This window comes from Erythrobacter sp. HL-111 (genome assembly GCF_900105095.1).
Taxonomy (GTDB): Bacteria; Pseudomonadota; Alphaproteobacteria; order Sphingomonadales; family Sphingomonadaceae; genus Erythrobacter.
In genome coordinates this window covers 600,270-620,232 of the sequence record NZ_LT629743.1, presented here as the reverse complement: position 1 = coordinate 620,232, position 19,963 = coordinate 600,270, and the positions used below count along the sequence as shown (strand labels likewise).

22 protein-coding genes are annotated in these 19,963 nt (G+C 67.8%); 11 read left to right on the top strand and 11 right to left on the bottom strand.

Annotated elements, in window-relative coordinates:
• Positions 1–251 precede the first annotated feature (251 nt).
• A complete protein-coding gene (carA, locus tag BLU08_RS02990; RefSeq protein ID WP_090195088.1) occupies positions 252–1,442 on the bottom strand; it encodes a glutamine-hydrolyzing carbamoyl-phosphate synthase small subunit in 1,191 nt (396 codons plus the stop codon).
• Between the two features lie 155 nt (positions 1,443–1,597).
• On the opposite strand from carA, the gene BLU08_RS02985 reads away from it, so the two are divergent.
• From BLU08_RS02985 to BLU08_RS02970, 4 genes are all read left to right on the top strand, one after another.
• Complete coding sequence (locus tag BLU08_RS02985) at positions 1,598–2,050, top strand: GatB/YqeY domain-containing protein (protein WP_090195085.1); 453 nt, start codon at positions 1,598–1,600, stop codon at positions 2,048–2,050.
• A gap of 67 nt (positions 2,051–2,117) precedes the next feature.
• Positions 2,118–4,034, top strand: a complete 1,917-nt coding sequence (dnaG, locus tag BLU08_RS02980; protein ID WP_090195083.1) for a DNA primase — start codon at positions 2,118–2,120, stop codon at positions 4,032–4,034.
• 9 nt (positions 4,035–4,043) lie between these two features.
• A complete protein-coding gene (rpoD, locus tag BLU08_RS02975; RefSeq protein ID WP_090195079.1) occupies positions 4,044–6,083 on the top strand; it encodes an RNA polymerase sigma factor RpoD in 2,040 nt (679 codons plus the stop codon).
• A 12-nt stretch (positions 6,084–6,095) separates the two neighbouring features.
• A complete protein-coding gene (locus BLU08_RS02970; RefSeq protein WP_090195076.1) occupies positions 6,096–6,707 on the top strand; it encodes a DUF2059 domain-containing protein in 612 nt (203 codons plus the stop codon).
• 6 nt (positions 6,708–6,713) lie between these two features.
• Here BLU08_RS02970 and BLU08_RS02965 read toward each other — a convergent pair whose 3' ends face one another.
• Together BLU08_RS02965 and BLU08_RS02960 are read right to left on the bottom strand one after the other, a co-directional pair.
• Positions 6,714–7,157 (bottom strand): isoprenylcysteine carboxylmethyltransferase family protein, encoded by a 444-nt coding sequence (locus BLU08_RS02965; RefSeq protein ID WP_090195072.1) that lies wholly within the window; start codon positions 7,155–7,157, stop codon positions 6,714–6,716.
• A gap of 16 nt (positions 7,158–7,173) precedes the next feature.
• A complete protein-coding gene (locus BLU08_RS02960; RefSeq protein WP_090195069.1) occupies positions 7,174–7,857 on the bottom strand; it encodes a hypothetical protein in 684 nt (227 codons plus the stop codon).
• Positions 7,858–8,022: 165 nt separating this feature from the next.
• On the opposite strand from BLU08_RS02960, the gene rpiB reads away from it, so the two are divergent.
• From rpiB to BLU08_RS02925, 7 genes are all read left to right on the top strand, one after another.
• The gene (gene rpiB / locus BLU08_RS02955) at positions 8,023–8,502 is read left to right on the top strand and encodes a ribose 5-phosphate isomerase B (RefSeq protein WP_090195065.1); all 480 of its coding nucleotides are present in this window, start codon (positions 8,023–8,025) and stop codon (positions 8,500–8,502) included.
• Positions 8,503–8,563: 61 nt separating this feature from the next.
• Positions 8,564–9,841, top strand: coding sequence for a serine hydroxymethyltransferase (glyA, locus tag BLU08_RS02950; RefSeq protein ID WP_197676905.1), 1,278 nt, complete (start codon positions 8,564–8,566; stop codon positions 9,839–9,841).
• A 37-nt stretch (positions 9,842–9,878) separates the two neighbouring features.
• Complete coding sequence (nrdR, locus tag BLU08_RS02945) at positions 9,879–10,370, top strand: transcriptional regulator NrdR (protein WP_090195060.1); 492 nt, start codon at positions 9,879–9,881, stop codon at positions 10,368–10,370.
• A gap of 7 nt (positions 10,371–10,377) precedes the next feature.
• A complete protein-coding gene (locus BLU08_RS02940) occupies positions 10,378–11,124 on the top strand; it encodes an RNA methyltransferase (RefSeq protein WP_090195055.1) in 747 nt (248 codons plus the stop codon).
• Positions 11,125–11,149: 25 nt separating this feature from the next.
• A complete protein-coding gene (locus tag BLU08_RS02935) occupies positions 11,150–12,073 on the top strand; it encodes an FkbM family methyltransferase (protein WP_090195051.1) in 924 nt (307 codons plus the stop codon).
• Between the two features lie 232 nt (positions 12,074–12,305).
• The gene (rpsD, locus tag BLU08_RS02930; RefSeq protein ID WP_090195048.1) at positions 12,306–12,920 is read left to right on the top strand and encodes a 30S ribosomal protein S4; all 615 of its coding nucleotides are present in this window, start codon (positions 12,306–12,308) and stop codon (positions 12,918–12,920) included.
• 195 nt (positions 12,921–13,115) lie between these two features.
• Complete coding sequence (locus BLU08_RS02925; protein WP_090195046.1) at positions 13,116–13,757, top strand: NAD(P)H-dependent oxidoreductase; 642 nt, start codon at positions 13,116–13,118, stop codon at positions 13,755–13,757.
• Here BLU08_RS02925 and BLU08_RS02920 read toward each other — a convergent pair.
• The 8 genes from BLU08_RS02920 to BLU08_RS02885 form a co-directional block, all read right to left on the bottom strand.
• Positions 13,747–14,061: a chorismate mutase gene (locus BLU08_RS02920; protein WP_090195043.1), complete on the bottom strand. Its 315-nt coding sequence runs from the start codon at positions 14,059–14,061 to the stop codon at positions 13,747–13,749. The two genes, BLU08_RS02925 and BLU08_RS02920, sit on opposite strands and share 11 nt — an antisense overlap.
• Before the next feature lie 42 nt (positions 14,062–14,103).
• Positions 14,104–15,234 carry a tRNA guanosine(34) transglycosylase Tgt gene (tgt, locus tag BLU08_RS02915; protein ID WP_090195039.1) on the bottom strand — a complete coding sequence of 377 codons (1,131 nt, stop codon included), beginning with the start codon at positions 15,232–15,234 and terminating at the stop codon, positions 14,104–14,106.
• 82 nt (positions 15,235–15,316) lie between these two features.
• A complete protein-coding gene (locus BLU08_RS02910) occupies positions 15,317–16,090 on the bottom strand; it encodes an ABC transporter permease (protein WP_090195035.1) in 774 nt (257 codons plus the stop codon).
• Positions 16,087–17,028, bottom strand: a complete 942-nt coding sequence (locus BLU08_RS02905; protein ID WP_090195032.1) for an ABC transporter ATP-binding protein — start codon at positions 17,026–17,028, stop codon at positions 16,087–16,089. Before BLU08_RS02905 ends, BLU08_RS02910 begins: the two co-directional genes overlap by 4 nt.
• A 43-nt stretch (positions 17,029–17,071) precedes the next feature.
• Entirely contained in the window at positions 17,072–18,121 is a 1,050-nt protein-coding gene (queA, locus tag BLU08_RS02900; RefSeq protein WP_090195029.1) for a tRNA preQ1(34) S-adenosylmethionine ribosyltransferase-isomerase QueA, read from the bottom strand.
• Positions 18,122–18,126: 5 nt separating this feature from the next.
• On the bottom strand, positions 18,127–18,912 hold the full coding sequence (locus BLU08_RS02895; RefSeq protein WP_369816826.1) for a peptidylprolyl isomerase: 786 nt from the start codon (positions 18,910–18,912) through the stop codon (positions 18,127–18,129).
• A 110-nt stretch (positions 18,913–19,022) separates the two neighbouring features.
• Entirely contained in the window at positions 19,023–19,535 is a 513-nt protein-coding gene (coaD, locus tag BLU08_RS02890; RefSeq protein ID WP_090195025.1) for a pantetheine-phosphate adenylyltransferase, read from the bottom strand.
• On the bottom strand, positions 19,532–19,936 hold the full coding sequence (locus tag BLU08_RS02885; protein WP_090195020.1) for a hypothetical protein: 405 nt from the start codon (positions 19,934–19,936) through the stop codon (positions 19,532–19,534). Before BLU08_RS02885 ends, coaD begins: the two co-directional genes overlap by 4 nt.
• Between the last annotated feature and the right edge of the window lie 27 nt (positions 19,937–19,963).

Genomic DNA, 19,963 nt, shown 5'->3' with positions numbered 1-19,963 from the left:
GGAGGATGTGCTCAGCAAATCTTGTCGCTCGATCTTGACTGAGTTCACCAAGAAGAACCACTTTAACTAGGCGATTTCTGTGGCATTCGACAGCCATACCATACTGCTTTACAATCCGTCCTAGTCCAGCCTTCTTGAAATAGCGTTCGCTGTAAACAGGCGGCAGGTAGGTTCGCCTGCCCGAGTAGCGAAAATTCCTCTGCATATGAGTGAGTGAACCGCGGGGACCGAACTGCCAGCGTGTCATAGGCTCACCCCAGCCCCCCGACGAACTTCTCGAACAGGTAGAAACTGTCCTGCGGCCCCGGCGACGCCTCGGGGTGATACTGCACCCCGAACGCCCGCTTGCCCCTTATCTCAATCCCGCAATTCGTCCCGTCGAACAGGCTCACATGGGTCTGCTCGACCTCTGGCGGGAGCGTCGCCGCGTCGACCGCGAAGCCGTGGTTCATGCTGGTGATCTCGACCAGGCCCGAAGTCTCGCCCCACCCTTCCCCGACGCGCTGCACCGGGTGGTTCGCGCCGCGGTGGCCCTGGTGCATCTTCACCGTCCGCGCGCCCGCCGCCAGCGCGAGCAGTTGGTGGCCGAGGCAGATCCCGAAGATCGGCACGTCCGCGTCGAGCAATTGCCGGATCACCGGCACCGCGTATTCGCCCGTCGCCGCCGGGTCGCCCGGGCCGTTCGACAGGAACACGCCATCGGGGGAGAGCGCCATGATCTCCTCGAACGTGGCCCGCGCCGGGACCACCGTGACCTTTGCCCCCGCGCGCACCAGGTTGCGGAAGATGTTGTCCTTCGACCCGTAGTCGATCGCGACCACGTGGGGCCGGTCCGCCGCGGCCTCGCCATAGCCGGTGCCGAGCGTCCAGTGCCCGCCCTTCCATTCCTCGCTCTTCTCGCGGCTGACGCGGCTGGCGAGATCCATGCCCTCTAGCCCGGGCCATTCGCGCGCGCGTTCGATCAGCGCGGGCAGGTCGAACCGCCCGTCGGGCGCATGGGCGATTACCGCATCGGGCGCGCCGTTCATGCGGATGCGGCGCGTGAGCGCGCGCGTGTCGACGCCTGCAAGCCCGATCTTGCCCGCCGCCACCATCCATTCGGTAAAGCGTTCGAGGCTGCGGAAATTGCTCGGCTCGGTCACGTCCTCGCGCACGACGCAGCCGACCGCACTCTCCACCCCGTTGCGATACGCGCTCTCGATGTCCTCGGCATTGGCGCCGACATTGCCGATGTGGGGAAAGGTGAAGGTGACGATCTGGGCCGCGTAGGAGGGATCGGTCATCACCTCCTGGTAGCCCGTCATCGCGGTGTTGAAGCAGAGCTCGCCCACGGCGGCGCCCTCGGCCCCGAACCCCCGGCCCCAGATCACGGTCCCGTCGGCCAGGACGAGACATCCCGTCGCGCCCTTTGGTTGCACAGGCGAAGAGGCGGAAAGGGCCATGGGGCGCTCCGTTGGAAAGGGTGGACCGGCAATGCGTGCTAAGTCCCACCCGCTAGGGCCGCTTGCCCATGCCGTCAAGCTAGGCGCGGCGCTTCCAATGCGATAGGGCGCGCGCCACATTCATCTCATCCACAGATAACGGGCACAGGCAGGCGATGATCAGGGACGATATCAAGGCCGCGACGGTTCAGGCGATGAAGGCCGGCGACAAGGAACGCACCGCGACGCTCCGCCAGATCGCCGCGAAGATCAAGGATCGCGACATCGAACTGCGGACCTCGGACAAGCAGATCGACGACGACGAGCTCGTTACCGGCGTGCTCCAGAAGATGGCGAAGCAGCGCCGCGAATCGATCGAGCTTTACGAAACCGGCGGTCGCGCGGAACTGGCGGAGAAGGAGCGGTCGGAACTCGCCGTGATCGAGGAATTCCTCCCCGCCATGATGAGCGAGGAAGAGGTCATCGCCGCGATCGAGGCGATCAAGGCCGAAACCGGCGCGTCGGGCATGAAGGACATGGGCGCGGTCATGGGCGAATTGAAGAAACGCCACGGCGCGGTGCTCGACGGCAGGATGGCGAGCGCGCTGGTCAAGCAGTCGCTGAGCTGAGCGGTTTGGCACAAGGTCATGCACAGGCGCGCTTGATCGCGTCAGCGACCGCGCGCACTCTCTCGCCATGACCATCACCCCGCAATGGAAGGACGAGCTAAGGGCGCGGATCAGCCTGTCGGGGGTGATCGGGCGCACCACCAAGCTCACCAAGGCGGGCCGCGAATGGAAGGCGTGCTGCCCCTTCCACAGCGAGAACACGCCGAGCTTCTACGTCAACGACGACAAGGGCTTCTACCACTGTTTCGGCTGCGAGGCGCATGGCGACGTCATCAGCTGGATGATCGAGCAGCGCGGGCTCTCCTTCATGGACGCGATCAGGGAACTCGCCGCGGAGGCCGGGATGGAAGTGCCCGCGCCCGATCCGGTGGCGGCGAAGAAGGCGGAAAAGCGCGCCACGCTGATCGACGTGACGAGCGCGGCGCAGGACTGGTTCGTCGAACGCTTGGCGAGCGAGGAGGGGCGCGCGGCGCTCGATTATCTGAAGGCGCGGGGCTTCACTTCCGCCACCTTGCGCGAATTCGGTTTCGGCTACGCGCCCGACGACCGGCAGGCGCTCGCCCGCGTATTGTCCCGGTTCGATGAGGACATGCTGGTCGACAGCGGGATGCGGATCCGCACCGATGACGGCGCCGTCTACGACCGCTTCCGGGGCCGGGTCATGCTGCCGATCCGGGACGCACGCGGGCGCGTGATCGCCTTCGGCGGGCGCATCCTCGGGCAGCGCGAGGGCATCGCCAAGTATCTCAACAGCCCCGACACGCCGCTGTTCGACAAGGGGCGCACGCTCTACAACCTCGATCGCGCCGCGCCCGCCGCGCGCCAGTCAGGCCGGGTGATCGTGGTCGAAGGTTACATGGACGTGGTCGCGCTGGCGCAGGCCGGCTTTCCCGACGCCGTCGCGCCCTTGGGCACCGCGTTGACCGAGACGCAGCTCGAAATGCTCTGGCGGATGGTGGAGCGGCCGATCCTGTGCTTCGACGGCGATGCGGCGGGGCAGAAGGCGGCGATGCGGGCGATTTCGCGCGCGCTGCCATTGCTGAAGCCCGCCCGCACGCTCGGCATCGTGCACCTGCCCGCCGGGCTCGACCCCGACGATCTCGTGCGCCAGCGCGGACCGCAGGCGATGGAGGCGCTGCTGGCCGAGCCCGCCAGCCTGCTCGACACGCTATGGGAGCACGAAAGGGCGGCACAGCCGCTCGCCAGCCCGGAGGCAAAGGCGGGCCTCAAGGCACGGCTGATGACCCATGTCGAGGCCATTGCCGATCCCGACATCCGCGCGCTCTACCGGCGCGAACTGCTCGACCGGTTCTCGGCCTTCGCCTTTCCGCCCCGCCCCCCGCGGACCGCCCGGACGGGGGGGAGCGGCCGGTTTCCTGCCGCTGCCCCCGCCCCGCTTTCGCCCGGCGCGCGCGAGGCGCTGCGCGGGCTCGTCAATGGCGGCGCGCGCCATTCGTTCCTGGCGGCGGTCATGGCCGGCTTCGTTCGCCACCCGACGGAGATCGCGCGCCATGTCGAGGCGCTCTCGCGGCTCGCCCGGCATGACCCGAAAGCCGCACCGGCGATCGAATCGCTCATCGAGCTTTCCGAGACGCTTGATTCGCGGGGCCAAAGCGCCATATCTGCCTCGCAAGGCATTCCCGCCCCGCCGGTCGATAATCGCTACGCCTTCCTCAGAGAAGGGACCACACCGGACGAAGCGCGCGAGGAACTGGCCGAAGCTGTCGCGTTGCTGGTCGAACGACCGGCGCTGGAGGCTGCTCTGGCGGCCACGATCGCCCGTTTCGAGAGCGACCCGGAAGGGTCGTTTGCCGAACAGGTGCGCCTGCGCGAACAGCTCACGACAGTCGATGAACGCCTGAAGGCCTTCGGCCGCAGGAAAGCCGCCCCGGCGGCGCAAGGCAGGGGTCCGGCCGCAGCAGCGGGCGGATCGGACGAAACGGCCCTGGCGGAGGACCCTTCCGCGGCGGGCGAGATGGATTGACAGGACCGCATGGCTTCGAGCGCGAAAACCCCGGATACTGATGACGGCCCGCTGATCGACCTCAACGAGGCGTCGGTCAAGAAGCTGATCAGCAAGGCGAAGAAGAAGGGCTACGTCACCTATGACGAGCTGAACGAGGCCCTGCCCTCGGGCGAGATGAGCCCCGACCAGATCGAGGACATCCAGACCGCGCTTTCGGAAATGGGCGTCCAGATCGTCGAGAACGACGAGGAAGCCGAAGCCGAGGCGGAGGCCGAATCCGAAGTCGAGGAAATGGCGGTCGACGAGGACGACGACGAGGACGTCGACGCCAAGAAGGTCAAGAAGGAAACCAAGGCCACCGCCAAGAAGGCCGCCACCGGCGAACGCACCGACGACCCCGTGCGGATGTACCTGCGCGAAATGGGCGCGGTCGAACTGCTCAGCCGCGAAGGCGAAATCGCCATCGCCAAGCGGATCGAGGCGGGTCGCGACATGATGATCATGGGCCTGTGCGAAAGCCCGATCACCTTCCACGCGATCATCCAGTGGTCGGAAGCGCTCAACAACGAGGACATGCAACTGCGCGAGATCCTCGATCTCGACGCGATGCTGTCCAAGGAACCGCCGGCCGACAAGATGGCCGACGATGCCGACGACGACGACGGCGAGATCTCGGAGGAAACCGCCGGCCCGACGATCCGCGACGACGACGAGGACGATGCGGACGACGACAGCGGCGAGGAGGACGACGACGGCGAAGGCGGCTCGTCCAAGCGCGAGGACGACGACGAGGAGGACAACACCCTCTCGCTCGCCCAGATGGAAGCGGCGCTCAAGCCAGAGGCGATCGAACGCTTCGCGCGCATCACCAAGCTCTTCAAGGACTTCGAGAAGCTCCAGGCCGAACGGGTCGAAACGCTCGCCGCGGGCGGCGATTTCCCCCGGGCCAAGGAGAAGAAATACGAGGAGCTCGGCGAACAGCTCACCGCCGAGGTGGAATCGATGCAGTTCCACGCGACCAAGATCGAATTCCTGGTCGACAACCTCTACGCCTTCAACCGCCGCCTGACCGCGCTCGGCGGGCAGATGCTGCGCCTTGCCGAACGCCACAAGATCAAGCGGATCGATTTCCTCAACGGCTATGTCGGCAACGAGCTCGACGACAGCTGGATCAGGGAAAAGGCGAAGAAGGACAAGAAATGGGCCGCCTTCCTCGAAAAGGAGGCCGACGCGATCGAGCGCATCCGCACCGAAATCGCGGATATCGCCCAGCAGACCGGCATGGCGCTTCCCGAGTTCCGGCGGATCGTCAACATGGTCCAGAAGGGCGAACGCGAAGCGCGCATCGCCAAGAAGGAAATGGTCGAGGCGAACCTGCGTCTCGTCATCTCGATCGCCAAGAAATACACCAACCGCGGCCTGCAGTTCCTCGACCTGATCCAGGAAGGGAACATCGGGCTGATGAAGGCGGTCGACAAGTTCGAATACCGCCGCGGCTACAAGTTCAGCACCTATGCGACGTGGTGGATCAGGCAGGCGATCACCCGCAGCATTGCCGACCAGGCGCGCACCATCCGCATTCCGGTGCACATGATCGAGACGATCAACAAGCTGGTTCGGACCTCGCGCCAGTTCCTCCACGAGGAAGGCCGCGAGCCGACTCCGGAGGAAATGGCAGCGCGGCTGTCGATGCCGCTCGAAAAGGTCCGCAAGGTGATGAAGATCGCCAAGGAGCCGATCAGCCTCGAAACGCCCATCGGGGACGAGGAAGACAGCCATCTTGGCGATTTCATCGAGGACAAGAACGCGATCATCCCGGTGGACGCGGCGATCCAGGCGAACCTCAAGGAGACGGTCACCCGCGTGCTCGCCAGCCTTACCCCGCGTGAGGAACGCGTGCTGCGGATGCGGTTCGGCATCGGGATGAACACCGATCACACCCTCGAAGAGGTCGGCCAGCAGTTCTCCGTGACCCGCGAACGAATTCGCCAGATCGAGGCGAAGGCGCTGCGGAAGCTCAAGCACCCCTCGCGCAGCCGCAAGATGCGCTCCTTCCTCGACCAGTAGGGCATCGCGCCGATGACCCGCCCGCTTCGCTCCGGCGCGCTCGCGCTGGCCGCCCCTTTCGCGTTCGCTTCTGCCGCGTTCGCCCCCGCCGGGCTCGCGGCCGAGGAAACCGCCGCCCAGGCGGCGGTGAGCGACATCCGCGCGCTCGAAGTCGCGCGCGAGATCATCGCTATCGGGATGCCGGAGGAAACCCGCGAAACCGTCTTCGCCGCGACGATGGACCAGATGATGGTCCAGATGCGCGAAGCGCAGAAGCAGTCGGGCATGATCGGCGAGGACCCTGCGATCGAGGCGATCGTCGAGGCGAACCTCGCCGAATTCCGCGAGGACGCGATGGGCGCGCTGCGCGCCCGCCTGCCCGAGCTGATGGAAGGATGGGCGCTCGCCTATGCCAGCATCTTCTCCCATGAGGATCTCGTCGCGATTCGCGAATTCGTCCGCACGCCCGCTGGCCAGCGGTTCTTCCAGCTGAGCCCCGCGGTCACCGCCGAACCCAATTTCGCCGCCGCGAACCAGCTCTACATGAACGACGTCATGGCGATGCTGCCGCAGCTGCAACGCAACCTCGAGGCGGACCTGACGGAATATCTCGAAGCGCAGGCGGCCGAGCCGGAGGCGAATTGAGCCGGTTCAGAGCCAGCGGCGCACGCCTGCCCGATATGCCCGGTATTCCGCGCCGAACCGCGATTGAAGCGCGCGCTCTTCCGGCATGATCTGAAAGCGCGTCATCCACCACACGAACGCCGCGATCACCGCGATGTGGCCCCAGGCGAAATCCCACGCCGCCACCGCGCCCAGCATCAGCGCCAGGCCGAGATACATGGGGTTGCGCGTGACGCGGTAGGCGCCGCCGGTCACCAGCCTTCCCGCCCGTTCGGGACGGGTCGGATCGACCGTCGTGCCCGCGCGCGCGAAGCCCGTCGCCGGCACGACCACGAAGGAGACGCCGGCCCCTGCCAGAAGCGCGGCGAGCCATGGCAGGTGCAGAGCAGGCGCAGGCGCGACCTGCCCGATCCCCGCCATCAGCGCGATGGCGAGAGCGACCTGCACGACCGGGGGGATGCGAAGCTCCATCGCTGCGGTGTCCTTTTCAATAGCGCCGGTTCCTGTCGTCTCGATAACTGCGCGGGACGAGGCCGTAGCGCAGGCGATGGGCCTGCGCGACCTCGGGCGCCGGCGCGCGCGGCAGGGCGGCGAAGCGGCGGTCGAACGCGCGGCGTTCCTGCGCCGGGATCTCGGACCATTCGATCGTGTTGCGCGCTGTCAGGCTCCAGTCGCCCGCATCGGTCAGCGCGCCTGCCCTCACCTCGAACACCGGCGCGTCCTCGCCATGGCCGCGGCTGGGAAAGCTGACCGTCTCCCCGATGCCGAGCACCCTGACGTCGACGAAGCAGCGCTCCTCCGGCGCGGGCACCTTCTCGCACCTGACCCCGTGCCCGGCGAGCCGCCAGCGCCCGGCCGGCACCTGGTAGGCGCGCAGCTTGTAGCCGGTCGTCCTGTTGCCGAAGGCGAGCGCGGGCTGGCGGCGGGTGAAGCGGATCACGTCCGCCGGATCCTCCACGCTCCCGTCCTCGCGCACGAACCAGACATCGAGCTCGTCCAGCAGGAAGAGTTCGCTGCGCACCGACAGGATCACCACGCCGTGCCCGGGATCGAGCGCGCCCGCACGCGTCGCCCGCTCGGGCTCGCGCCCCGGCTCGGCAAGGAGCGGCGCGGGTGCAAGCGCGAGCAGCGCGAGAAGGCCGGGCAGGAGGGACAGGAAGGGTTTTCGCACGGGACCTCGCACGCGTCGCGGAAGGAACGGCCCGCCTTCGCGATGCGATCGGCAGGCGGGCGGTAAAGTGCATGTTCCGCCCCGCCGCGCAAGCCCCGCGCCACGGTCCCCCGAAAAGACGCGCGCGGGGTGGAGTGTTGCCGCTTTCCCCCCTATGTAGGCGCGATGCAGATCGCCATCGCTTCCGACCACGCCGCGACCGACCTCAAGGCAGAGCTTGCCGAATGGTTGATCGACGAAGGCCACGAAGTCGCCGACCTCGGCCCCGACAGGGGCGAGAGCGTCGATTATCCCGATTACGGCTATCGCCTGGCCGAAGTCGTCGCCGAGGGCACGGCCGAGTTCGGCATTGCCCTGTGCGGCAGCGGCATCGGCATCTCGATCAGCGTGAACCGCCACCCGCAGGTGCGCTGCGCGCTCGTATCGGAGCCGCTCTCGGCGGCGCTGTCGCGCGAGCACAATGATGCGAACGTGATCGCGCTGGGCGCGCGGCTGATCGGGATCGAGATGGCGAAGAGCTGCGTTGCGACCTTCCTCGCGACCGAATTCGCCGACGCCGACGATCCCGAAGGCCGCCACCGCCGCCGCGTCGCGAAGCTCGGCATCCCGCCCTTCGCGCAGGACCGCATCGAAACCCACCAATAGCCACCCCGAGGACGCCCCCGACATGAGCACCGCTCCCGCCCAGATCATCGACCGGCCCGACATGGACGCCTTCTGGAACGATGATCTCGCCACAGCCGACCCGGAAATCGCCGCGGCGATCGCCAGCGAACTCGGCCGCCAGCGCGACAAGATCGAACTCATCGCGAGCGAGAACATCGCGAGCCGCGCGGTGCTCGAGGCGACGGGCAGCGTCTTCACCAACAAATATGCCGAAGGCTATCCGGGCAAGCGCTATTATGGCGGCTGCGACTATGCCGACGTCGTGGAAAGCCTGGCAATAGAGCGCGCCAAGTCCCTGTTCGGATGCAATTTCGCGAATGTGCAGCCCAATTCGGGTTCGCAGATGAACCAGGCCGTGTTCCTCGCCCTGCTGGAGCCGGGCGACACCTTCATGGGGCTCGACCTCAATTCGGGCGGGCACCTCACCCACGGCTCGCCCGTCAACATGAGCGGCAAGTGGTTCAATCCGGTGAGCTACGGTGTCGAGCAGGGCAGTGAGCGGATCGACATGGAAGAGGTCGCGCGGATCGCGCGCGAACATCGCCCGAAACTCATCATCTGCGGCGGCACGGCCTATTCGCGGCTGTGGGACTTCGCCGCCTTCCGCGCCATCGCCGACGAAGTGGGCGCGATCCTGCTGTGCGACATGAGCCACATCTCCGGCCTCGTCGCGGGCGGCGCGCATCCCTCGCCCTTCCCGCATTGCGACATCGTCACCTCGACCACCCACAAGTCCCTGCGCGGTCCGCGTTCGGGCATCATCCTGTGGAACGACGAGAAATTCACCAAGCCGCTCAACATGGCGGTGTTCCCCGGGCTGCAGGGAGGCCCGCTGGTGCACGTCATCGCAGCCAAGGCGGTCGCCTTCCGCGAGGCGCTCCAGCCCGAATTCGGGGCCTATGCCCACCGCATCGTCGAGAACGCCCGCGCGCTCGCCGCGAGCCTTGAGGAAAACGGCCTGAGGATCGTCAGCGGCGGGACGGACAACCATTCGATGCTGGTCGATCTCACCGCGAAGGACGTCACCGGCAAGGACGCCGAAAAGGGCCTCGATCGGGCCTGGCTCACCTGCAACAAGAACGGCATCCCTTTCGACACGCGCTCGCCCTTCGTCACGTCGGGCATCCGGCTCGGCACGCCCGCGGGCACGACGCGGGGCTTCGGCCCGGCCGAATTCCGCACCGTGGGCAAGCTGATCGCCGAGGTCGTCGAGGGCCTGTCGCAGAACGGCCCCGAAGGCGACGCCCGGATCGAGGAAAGCGTGCGCGCGCGCGTCTCCGAACTGTGCCGCGCCTTCCCGGTCTATCCCGGCATGTGACGCCCGCGGGACGACCTTACGAAGAACGACACGCACGATGCGCTGCCCCTTTTGCGCCCATGAAGACACGCAGGTGAAGGATTCGCGGCCCGCCGAGGACGGGACCGCGATCCGCCGCCGCCGCCAGTGCGCCAAGTGCGGGGCGCGCTTCACCACCTTCGAGCGGGTCCAGCTGCGCGAGGTCACGATCGTCAAGGCGGGCAGCGACGGCCAGCCCCAGCGGCGCGAACCGTTCGACCGGGCAAAGCTTGAACGCTCGGTCGCGCTCGCCTGCCGCAAGCGCGGGATCGGGCAGGAACAGATCGACCAGCTGGTCAGCGGCATCCAGCGCCAGGTCGAAACCGCGGGCGAAGCCGAGGTGCCCTCCTCGCGGATCGGCGAACTGGTGATGGACGGCCTGCGACAGATCGACAGCGTCGCCTATATCCGCTTCGCGAGCGTCTATCGCGATTTCTCGGAGGCGCGCGACTTCGAGGAATTCGCGAGCGCCGTGACCGAGGCAGTGGCGGCGCGCGGCCCGAGGGCCTGAGACGGGGATGGACGAACTCAACCGGCCGGTGATGGTCCTGGTCCGCCCCCAGCTGGGCGAGAACATCGGCAAGGCGGCGCGCGCGATGCTCAATTTCGGGCTCACCGAACTGCGCCTCGTCGCGCCGCGCGACGGCTGGCCCAACCCGTCCGCGGGTCCCGCGGCGGCGGGGGCGGACAGGGTGCTCGACGAAGCGAAGGTCTTCGCCACCACCGCCGAGGCGGTCGCCGACTGCGCCCATGTCTATGCCACCACGGTGCGAAAGCGCGGCGTGACCAAGCCGGTCGTCGGCGCGGACGGCGCGGCGCGGCTGATCCACGGGGAGGAAGGCCGCCACGCCGTCCTCTTCGGCCCCGAACGCTCGGGTCTGGAAACGGAGGACGTGGCGCTCGCCCGGCACATCCTGACCGTCCCGATCAATCCGGAATTCGGCTCGCTGAACCTCGCGCAGGCGGTGATCCTCGTCGCCTATGAATGGTCGCGGATCGGACGCGAGCTTGGCGGCGCGGGCGAAACGCTTGTCCAGCCCACCGCCGAGGACCCGCTCCCCCCCGCCCCGCAGGACGAGCTCGACGGACTGATCGCGCATTTCGAACGGATGCTCGAGCCCAAGGGCTATTTCCTGCCCGAGACGCGCGCCGAGGCGACCCGCCGCACGCTCCGCAGCGTGCTGACCAAGCCGGGCTGGAACCACCTCGAAGTTCGCACCTTGCGCGGCATCCTCAGCACGCTAGAGCGCGAACCCAGGGCCTGAGGGCCGCTGGCGAACGGGACGATTCATGGAAGCGACGGTGCGGATCATCGACCCCGGCCCCGGCCAGCACCCTGGCGGCGCGGCGGGCGAGGACGGGCTTCCCGCGATCCGCGCGGCGGCGCGCGCCTTCGCCCGGCCGGTCCACCGCGCGGACGCGATGGCGCGCGATTTCCTGCTCTGGCGGCACCTGCGCGTCCTGCGCGCGCGCACCATGCGCCACGTCCACCGCGCGACCCGCGGCGCGTTGCACGGCGGGACGGGCGAACCCGCACGCTCGGTCTATGGGGTCGCGATGTGGCCGAACTGGTCGGACAAGACCTATGCCTATTGCCATTACGGCACCTATGGCCGCTATCTGGCCGACCTGATCGGGGCGATCGACGTGCCCTTCGCCTTTCTCGACGTGGGCGCGAACCAGGGCCTGTTCTCGCTCATCGCCGGGCGGAACCCGCAATGCGAGGCGATCCTCGCGCTCGACCCGGTCCCGGCGACCTTCGCCCGGCTCGAGGCGAACCTTGCCGCCGCCCGGCTCGCAGGGCGCGCGCGGGCGCTCAATGTCGGCCTGTCGGACCGCGCCGGGCCGGCGAGGATCACGCTCGGCCGATCGCACAGCGGGCTCGCGACGCTGGGCGAACACCTCGCGCGGCGCGGGGGCGATGCGGGCCGGATCGAAGTCGAACTCGTCACCGCGTGCGGCCTTGTCGGGCATCTTCCGGCGCACCTCCCGATCTTCGTCAAGATCGACGTCGAGGGGCACGAGGCGGTGGTGATCGAGCAATTGCTCGGCCCCGCCTTCGCCCCGCGCATCTGCGGGATCTTCTACGAACACGACGATCGCTGGACCGATGCGGCACGGACCGGGCGCGCGCTCGGCGCGGCGGGCTTCGTCGAGCAACGGCGCTACGGGCGCGGGCGGCATTACGACGTGCTTGCAACGCCCGCCGCCTGACGCAGCCCGAGGGGAGTAAACGCGGACCCGCGCCGACCGGCCACCTCGCACGAGCCTTGTCCGCCGGGATCGCCGCTTGACCTCAGCGGCATTCCTGCTATGTGCACCCCTTCGCAAATGGGCCCCGCACCCCGGTGAAGCGGTGGCCGCGTCGAGGAAATGCCTCGGCGGTGCGATGCCGGGTTGAATGTCCGCCGCTGGGGCGGATCAGCATGTTTGAAGGAATCGATTCATGTCGAAGCGCAAGAGCGCCAAGTACAAGCTTGACCGCCGGATGGGCGAAAACATCTGGGGTCGCCCCAATTCCCCGGTCAACAAGCGTTCCTACGGCCCCGGCCAGCATGGTCAGCGCCGCAAGGGCAAGATGTCCGACTTCGGCCTGCAGCTGCGCGCCAAGCAGAAGCTCAAGGGCTATTACGGCGACGTCACCGAAAAGCAGTTCCACCGCACCTACAAGGATGCGACCCGGATGAAGGGCGACACGGGCCAGAACCTGATCGGCCTGCTCGAACGCCGGCTCGACATGGTGGTCTATCGCGCCAAGTTCGCGCCGACGATCTTCGCCGCGCGGCAGATCGTCAATCACGGGCACATCTACGTCAACGGCGTGAAGTGCAACATCCCCTCGCGCCGGGTGGACGTGGGCGACGTCATCAGCCTCGGCGCCAAGGCCAAGGAAATGGCGCTGGTGATCGAGGCGCAGAGCCTGCCGGAGCGCGACATTCCCGACTATGTCGCGCCCGACGGCACCGACAAGGTGACCTTCACCCGCGTGCCCAAGCTAGACGAGGTGCCCTATCCGGTCACGATGGAACCGAACCTCGTGGTCGAGTTCTACTCGCGCTGATCCGTGCCGCACCCCGTGAGCTCCCGCCAAGGCGGGAGCCTCCGGCGCGCGCACCATCGGAAGAGGTCCCGGCCTGAGCCGGGACCCGCGCTGGAGCGAGAAGGGGCGGTCCTCACGGGGCCGCCCTTTTCTTTTGCCCTTCCCATCGCGAGCGCGGTTTGCGATCACTCGCTGCAAGGGAGGGATCGCAAGCGAATGAACGTGCTGCTCATCGACGGGCACCCGGACGAAGGGCGCCTCACCACCCACCTGCTCGACACCTATGAACGCGCCCTGCCCGGCGGCTGCGAGATCACCCGCGTGGCGGTGCGCGACCTCGCCTTCGCGCCGGTGCTGCGCCACGGGTACCGCCGGCGCAGCGAATGGGAGCCCGACCTCGCCCGGCTCGCCGAAAGGCTCGACGCGTGCGACCATCTCGTCGTCGCCTTTCCGATGTGGTGGGGGAGCGAGCCCGCGGAGCTCAAGGGCCTCGTCGACCGGCTGTTCCTGCCGGGCTTCGCCTTCGCCTATCACACGGACGATCCCTGGTGGGACAAGCTCATGGCGGGCCGCAGCGCCGACGTGATCGCGACGATGGACACCCCGCCCTTCGTCCTGCGGTGGTATCACGGCAATCCGCTGGTGCGGCGCTGGAAGGGGCAGGTGCTCGGTTTCTGCGGCTTTGCCCCGGTGCGTTTCCTCGCGCTCGGCCCGTGCGACGAGAAACAGGCGGCGAAGCGTCTGCCAGGTTGGGAAAAACGGATCGAGAAGCTCGCGGACTCGATCCGGACCAGGAAGCCCGGGGACAAGGAGGCGCGTCTCCCCGCCTTCCTCGCACGCGAACAGGTCAGTCCCTGATCCGGTCCCACTCGGTGAATTCGTAGGCGATCGAGGCTTCGACGAGCCTTTCCCAGATGTCCGCGATCACCTCGGCGGGGAGCCCGCGCGTTTCCGCGTCCTGCACCGCGGCGGCGATGACATAGGCCTTGCGCTCCTCGTCGCGCACGCTCGCCCGTTCCTGCTTGATCCGCGCGGCGGCGCGCATGTAGCCGAAGCGGCGGGCGAGCAGGTCCATCAACTCGCGGTCGGTCGCATCGACGCCGACGCGCACCTCGATCATGGTTTCGCAGTCCTCGGGCGGCTTGGCTGGCACGTCTGTCATGGGCCGGGGCCTTGGCCCGAAGCGGGGCGTTTGTCGAGGGTTCTATTGCCCGAGGTAATCGCGCCTGAAGCCGCGCGCGAAGGCGGCGAAGGTCCCCTTTGCGATCGCCGCTCGCATGGCCGCCATGAGCTGCTGGTAGAAGGCGAGGTTGTGTTCGGTCACCAGCATCGCGCCGAGGATCTCGTTCGATTTGACGAGGTGGTGGAGATAGGCCTTGGAATAGTCGCGCGAGGCGGCGCAGTCCGAATGCGGATCGAGCGGTTCGCTGTCCTCGGCGAAGCGCGCGTTCCTGAGATTGAGCGGCCCGTTCCAGGTGAAGGCCTGTCCGTTGCGGCCCGATCGGGTGGGCAGCACGCAGTCGAACATGTCGATCCCCCGCTCGACCGCGCCGACGAGATCATCGGGCTTGCCCACGCCCATGAGGTAGCGCGGGGCCTGTTCGGGCAGCATGGCGGGCGCGTAGTCGAGCACGCCGAACATCGCCTCCTGCCCCTCGCCCACGGCCAGCCCGCCGACCGCGTATCCGTCGAACCCGATGTCGATCAGCGCCTGCGCCGACACCCGCCGCAGGTCCTCGTCGAGCGCGCCCTGCTGGATCCCGAACAGCGCCGCGCGGCCCGCGTGCGCTGCATCGCTGTCGAACCCCTCGCGGCTGCGCTTCGCCCAGCGCATCGACAGTTCCATGCTGGCGGCGATCTCGTCGCGGGGACGGTCGGCGCGGGGGCATTCGTCGAAGGCCATGACGATGTCGCTGCCGAGCAGGCGCTGGATCTCCATCGAGCGTTCGGGGGTGAGCATGTGTTTCGACCCGTCGAGGTGGCTGCGGAATTCGACCCCTTCCTCGGTCAGTTTCCTGAGCTCCGACAGGCTCATCACCTGGTAGCCGCCCGAATCGGTCAGGATCGGGCGCGGCCAGTTCATGAAACGGTGGAGCCCGCCGAGCCGCGCGACCCGCTCCGCACCCGGGCGCAGCATGAGATGGTAGGTGTTGCCGAGGATGATGTCGGCGCCCAGCGCGCGCACCGCCTCCGGCTTCATCGCCTTGACCGTCGCCGCGGTGCCGACCGGCATGAAGGCGGGCGTGCGGATTTCCCCGCGCTGCATCCGGATCACGCCGGTGCGCGCCTTGCCGTCGGTCTGGTGGAGGGTGAACTCGAAACGCGGGCCGGTCATGCAGGCCCGCTAGCCGGGCGCGGGCGAGCTGTCACGCGCGGGACACGAAAAGCGGCGCCGCCCGTGCGCCGACCGGCGGCGTTCATTCGCGCAGGCGCCAGCCCGTGCGGAAGATCAGCGCGATCACCGCGACGCAGGACGCGAGGAAGGCGAGCGTAAGGCCGAGCGAAACCTCGATCGCGACGTCCGAAGTGCCGTAGAAGGTCCAGCGCAGACCGCTCACGAGGAAGGCGATCGGGTTCGCCAGCGCGAGCGCATCCCATGGGGCGGGCAGGTCGTCGATCGAATAGAAGGTCCCGCCGAGAAAGGTCAGCGGGGTGAGGATGAGCAGCGGGATGATGCCCAGCTTCTCGAAACTGTCCGCCCAGATGCCGAGGATGAAGCCGAACAGCGAAAAGCTCGCCGTGACCAGGACGATGAAGCCCACCGCCCAGAGCGGGTGGACGATCGTGTAGTCGACGAAGAAGGTCGCGGTCAGGAGGATGATCCCGGCAAGTATCAGGCCCTTGGTCGCCGCCGCCCCGACGAAGCCGATCAGTGTTTCGGCCACCCCCACGGGCGCGGAGAGCAATTCGTAGATCGTGCCGGTGAAGCGTGGCATGTAGATGCCGAAGGAGGAATTGCTGGTCGTCTCGCCCAGCAGGGTCAGCATCAGCAGGCCCGGGATGATGAAGGCGCCGTAGGGCACCCCGTCGACCGGCTCCATCCGCCCGCCGATCACCGTGCCGAAGACGATGAAATAGAGCGAGGTCGTCAGCACCGGCGAGAGGATCGACTGGAACGCGGTGCGGAACGCGCGCATCAGCTCGCGCCGATAGATCGACCACGCCCCGCGCGCGTTGAAGGACTGGCTCATGCCGCCTCTTCCCCGGCCAGCAGCGAGACGAAGATGTCTTCAAGCGAGGAATCGTGGATGTCGATGCCGCCATAATCAATGCCGTGCGCGACGAGCGCCTTGGTCAGTTCGGCGATCTCGGCTCGGCCGCGGCCCTTGCCGTCGCCGCCGCGATAGACCAGTTCGCGCCCTTCCGCGCGCAGTTCGACCGGGAACCGCGCGACGCCTGCGGGGATGACCCCCATCGGTTCGGACAGCACGATCACCGCCTCGGTCGTGCCGAGCCGTTCCATGATCGCCGCCTTGTCCTCGACCATCAGGATGCGCCCGCCGCGGATGATGCCGACCCGGTCGGCCATTTCCTCGGCCTCCTCGATGTAATGGGTGGTGAGGATGATCGTGACGCCCTGTTCGCGCAGGGCGGCGATTTGGTCCCACATGCCCTTGCGCAGTTCGACGTCGACGCCCGCGGTCGGCTCGTCGAGGAAAAGCAGTTCGGGCTCGTGGGCAAGCGCCTTGGCGATGAGGACGCGGCGTTTCATCCCGCCCGACAGCTCGCGTATCTGCGCTGCGCGCTTTTCGTAGAGGCTGAGCGATCTGAGAATCCCGTCGATCCGCGCCTTGTCCGGCGATCGCCCGAACAACCCGCGCGAATAGGCGACGGCGTGACGGACCTGTTCGAACATGTCGGTCGAAAGCTCCTGCGGGACGAGCCCGATCCGCCGCCGCGCCGCGCGCCAGTCGGTCGCCATGTCGTGGCCGAAGGCGGTGATCCGGCCCGAAGTGGGGCGCACAAGCCCGCACACCGCGCCGATCAGGGTCGTCTTGCCCGCTCCGTTCGGGCCAAGCAGCGCGAAGATCTCGCCCCGCCGGATCTCGAGGTTCACCCCGTCGAGCGCGCGCACGCCGCCCCTGTAGACCTTCGACAGGTTCTCGATTTTCAGGATCGGCTCGCTCACGCCCCCGGTGTGGCAGGGCCGGTGCGGATTGCAACCTCGCCGTTCAGCCGCCGGGCAGAAGCAGCGAGGAATCGCCGTAGGAATAGAAGCGGTAACGGTTCGCGATCGCGTGGGCATAGGCCGCCATCATCCGCTCGCGCGTCATCAGCGCGCTCACCAGCATCATCAGCGTCGATTTGGGCAGATGGAAATTGGTCATCAGCCCGTCGACCGCGCGAAAGGCGTATCCGGGCGTGATGAAGATGTCGGTGTCGCCCTCGAACGCGGCGATCGCTCTGTCCTCGCGCGCCGCGCTTTCGAGCAGGCGCAGCGAGGTCGTGCCGACCGCGACGATCCGCCTGCCCTGCGCGCGCACCGCGTTGAGCCGTTCGGCCACCTCCGGCCGGATGACGCCGAATTCGGCGTGCATCCGGTGGTCTTCGGTGTCCTCGGCCTTGACCGGCAGGAAAGTCCCCGCGCCCACGTGCAGGGTCAGCGTCTCGCGCAATATGCCCCGCTCGTCGAGCGCATCGACCAGCCTTTGGGTGAAATGGAGCGAGGCGGTCGGGGCCGCCACCGCGCCGTCCTTCGCCGCGAACATGGTCTGGTAATCCTCGCGGTCGGCCTCGTCGATCGCGCGCCGCGACGCGATGTAGGGCGGCAGCGGCATGGTGCCCGCGCGGTCGAGCAGGACCTCGACCGGCTCTTCGCCCTCGAAGAAAAGCGTCATCGAACCGTCGCCGTGCCGTTCCTCGGCGATGGCGGTGACGCCCCCGCCGAAGATCAGCGCGTCGCCTTCCTTCACCCGCCTGGCGTTGCGCAGGAAAGCCTGCCAGCGGCGCAGGTCGATGCGTTTGTGCAGGGTCGCGCCGATCCGGGCCTCCCCGTCCTTGCGACGGCCTTCGAGCTGGGCGGGGATGACGCGGGTGTCGTTGAAGACGAGCACGTCGCCCGGATCGAGCAGGTCGGGCAGGTCGCGCACGCCCCTGTCCTCGAGCGGGGCGGCCGGGTCGGTCCCGCGCACCAGCAGCATCCGCGCCGCATCGCGCGGGCGCACCGGGCGCAGGGCGATGAGGTCCTGCGGAAGTTCGAAATCGAACAGATCGACGCGCATGGCGCTTACTGCTGGACCGGCGCGCTCAGCATGTCGGGGGTGATTTCCTCTTCCGTCTCGCGCGCTGCGGGCGCCGCGGGGGGCGGCACGTCGTCGGCCGCGATCGAGGCCTGGAGGATGCGGGTCGGGTTCTGCGGCGGCTCGCCCCGCTGGATCGCGTCCACCGCTTCGATGTTGTCGATCACCCGGCCGAAATTGGTGTAGCGCTTGTCGAGGCTGAAGCGCGGGTAGAAGACGATGAAGAACTGGCTGTTCGCGCTGTCCTCCTCCGCCGCGCGGGCCATCGAGACGGTCCCGCGCACGTGCGGCATCGGGTTGAACTCGGCCTCCAGATCGGGGAGTTCGGAGCCGCCCTGCCCGGTCCCGGTGGGATCGCCGCTCTGCGCCATGAAACCGTCGATCACGCGGTGGAAGATCACCCCGTCGTAGAAACCCTCCCGGGTGAGGGTCTTGATCCGCTCGACATGATCCGGCGCCCAGCTCGGCATGAGCCGGATCGCGACGCGCTCCCCGTTGGACAGGTCGAGCAGCCAGACGTTCTCGCGGTCGTCGGTCACGTCGTAATTGATCGGGTCGAAGGCGCGCCGGGCGGGCGTGGCCACGGCCTCGCGCTCCTCTGCCTCTTCCTCTTCCTCCATTCCCATGTCGGGCTCGGCCGGCGCCTGGGCCTGCGCGAAAGCGGGCGCCGGAAGCAGGACGGCGAGCGCCGCCGCCGCGATTGCGGCAAACGGCGCGCGGATGGCGTCGGGGCGCAGGGCCGCGCGGCCTTGCAGGGTCGTGGGTGTGAGCACGGGTGGGTATTTCCTCGTTTGGCCGCGTTCCTTAACGGCGCGCGCCTGACACTTCAATGAATGATGCCGCGCGCCTTCCCCTCCCCCCGCGGGGGGCGGGCGCGCGCCGATCAGTAGTCGCCCTTGAGGCCGATGCGCTTCACCCGGTCGAGCACTTCGCCCTCGACCTCGGGGCTGACGAAGCGGGAGATGTCGCCGCCGTAAAGCGCGATTTCCTTGACCAGTTTCGACGCGATCGGCTGGAGCGAGACGTCGGCCATGAGGAAGACGGTCTCGATCTCCTCGTCGAGTTGCTGGTTCATCCCCGCCATCTGGTATTCGTATTCGAAATCCGCGACGGCCCGCAGGCCCCTTATGATCACCGAGGCGCCCTGCCTCTGCGCGAACTTCACCAGCAGCGCGTTGAAACCGACCACCTCGACATTGCCGAGCCCCATGGCGGCGACCTCGCGCTCGACCATGGTGAAGCGTTCCTGCGTCTCGAACATGGGATTCTTCGACGGATTGGTGGTGACGCCGATGATCAGCCAGTCGACCAGCTTGGACCCGCGCCGGATGATGTCGGCATGGCCCAGGGTGATGGGATCGAACGTCCCGGGATAGATCCCGATGCGGCGGGTCACTGGCCGGTCCTTTCCCATTCGAACGCCCCGCGCGCGGCGCCCGGTTCGGTGTAGATCGTCAATATCTCGGGCGCGGCCGCGTCCTCGAGCACGTAGGTCCCGCCCTGCCCTTCGGCAAAGCCGCGCGCGAGCGCTGCCGCACGCATCGCCTCGATGCAGTCCATCGGCGCGCTGTAGGCGAGCATCTGGCGGAAACCGGTCGCATCCGTGCGGCGGTAGGAGCCGACGACGCGGACCTCCTCGCAGCTGTCAACGGCGAAGGCGTCCATGACAAGGACGATCTGCTCCTCGAGCACGTCGGGGCGCGCGTCGCCCGGCCTGTCGGCCGGGACGAGGATGAACAGCACGACGGCGATCACCACCGCGAGCGTGACGTAGATGGCAAAAAGCGGCGCTTTCATGGGGGCTCCTCTCTGTCCGGGTCGGGG

Bases quoted from the DNA above. Each gene is read 5' to 3' on its own strand.
- BLU08_RS02925 (WP_090195046.1), top strand. From the start codon at position 13,116: ATGAACGTGCTGCTCATCGACGGGCACCCGGACGAAGGGCGCCTCACC.
- BLU08_RS02940 (WP_090195055.1), top strand. From the start codon at position 10,378: ATGGACGAACTCAACCGGCCGGTGATGGTCCTGGTCCGCCCCCAGCTG.
- rpoD (WP_090195079.1), top strand. From the start codon at position 4,044: ATGGCTTCGAGCGCGAAAACCCCGGATACTGATGACGGCCCGCTGATC.
- glyA (WP_197676905.1), top strand. From the start codon at position 8,564: ATGGACGCCTTCTGGAACGATGATCTCGCCACAGCCGACCCGGAAATC.
- BLU08_RS02965 (WP_090195072.1), bottom strand. From the start codon at position 7,157: ATGGAGCTTCGCATCCCCCCGGTCGTGCAGGTCGCTCTCGCCATCGCG.
- rpiB (WP_090195065.1), top strand. From the start codon at position 8,023: ATGCAGATCGCCATCGCTTCCGACCACGCCGCGACCGACCTCAAGGCA.
- BLU08_RS02970 (WP_090195076.1), top strand. From the start codon at position 6,096: ATGACCCGCCCGCTTCGCTCCGGCGCGCTCGCGCTGGCCGCCCCTTTC.
- nrdR (WP_090195060.1), top strand. From the start codon at position 9,879: ATGCGCTGCCCCTTTTGCGCCCATGAAGACACGCAGGTGAAGGATTCG.
- queA (WP_090195029.1), bottom strand. From the start codon at position 18,121: ATGCGCGTCGATCTGTTCGATTTCGAACTTCCGCAGGACCTCATCGCC.
- BLU08_RS02885 (WP_090195020.1), bottom strand. From the start codon at position 19,936: ATGAAAGCGCCGCTTTTTGCCATCTACGTCACGCTCGCGGTGGTGATC.
- BLU08_RS02985 (WP_090195085.1), top strand. From the start codon at position 1,598: ATGATCAGGGACGATATCAAGGCCGCGACGGTTCAGGCGATGAAGGCC.
- dnaG (WP_090195083.1), top strand. From the start codon at position 2,118: ATGACCATCACCCCGCAATGGAAGGACGAGCTAAGGGCGCGGATCAGC.
- carA (WP_090195088.1), bottom strand. From the start codon at position 1,442: ATGGCCCTTTCCGCCTCTTCGCCTGTGCAACCAAAGGGCGCGACGGGA.
- BLU08_RS02910 (WP_090195035.1), bottom strand. From the start codon at position 16,090: ATGAGCCAGTCCTTCAACGCGCGCGGGGCGTGGTCGATCTATCGGCGC.
- rpsD (WP_090195048.1), top strand. From the start codon at position 12,306: ATGTCGAAGCGCAAGAGCGCCAAGTACAAGCTTGACCGCCGGATGGGC.
- BLU08_RS02935 (WP_090195051.1), top strand. From the start codon at position 11,150: ATGGAAGCGACGGTGCGGATCATCGACCCCGGCCCCGGCCAGCACCCT.
- BLU08_RS02920 (WP_090195043.1), bottom strand. From the start codon at position 14,061: ATGACAGACGTGCCAGCCAAGCCGCCCGAGGACTGCGAAACCATGATC.
- tgt (WP_090195039.1), bottom strand. From the start codon at position 15,234: ATGACCGGCCCGCGTTTCGAGTTCACCCTCCACCAGACCGACGGCAAG.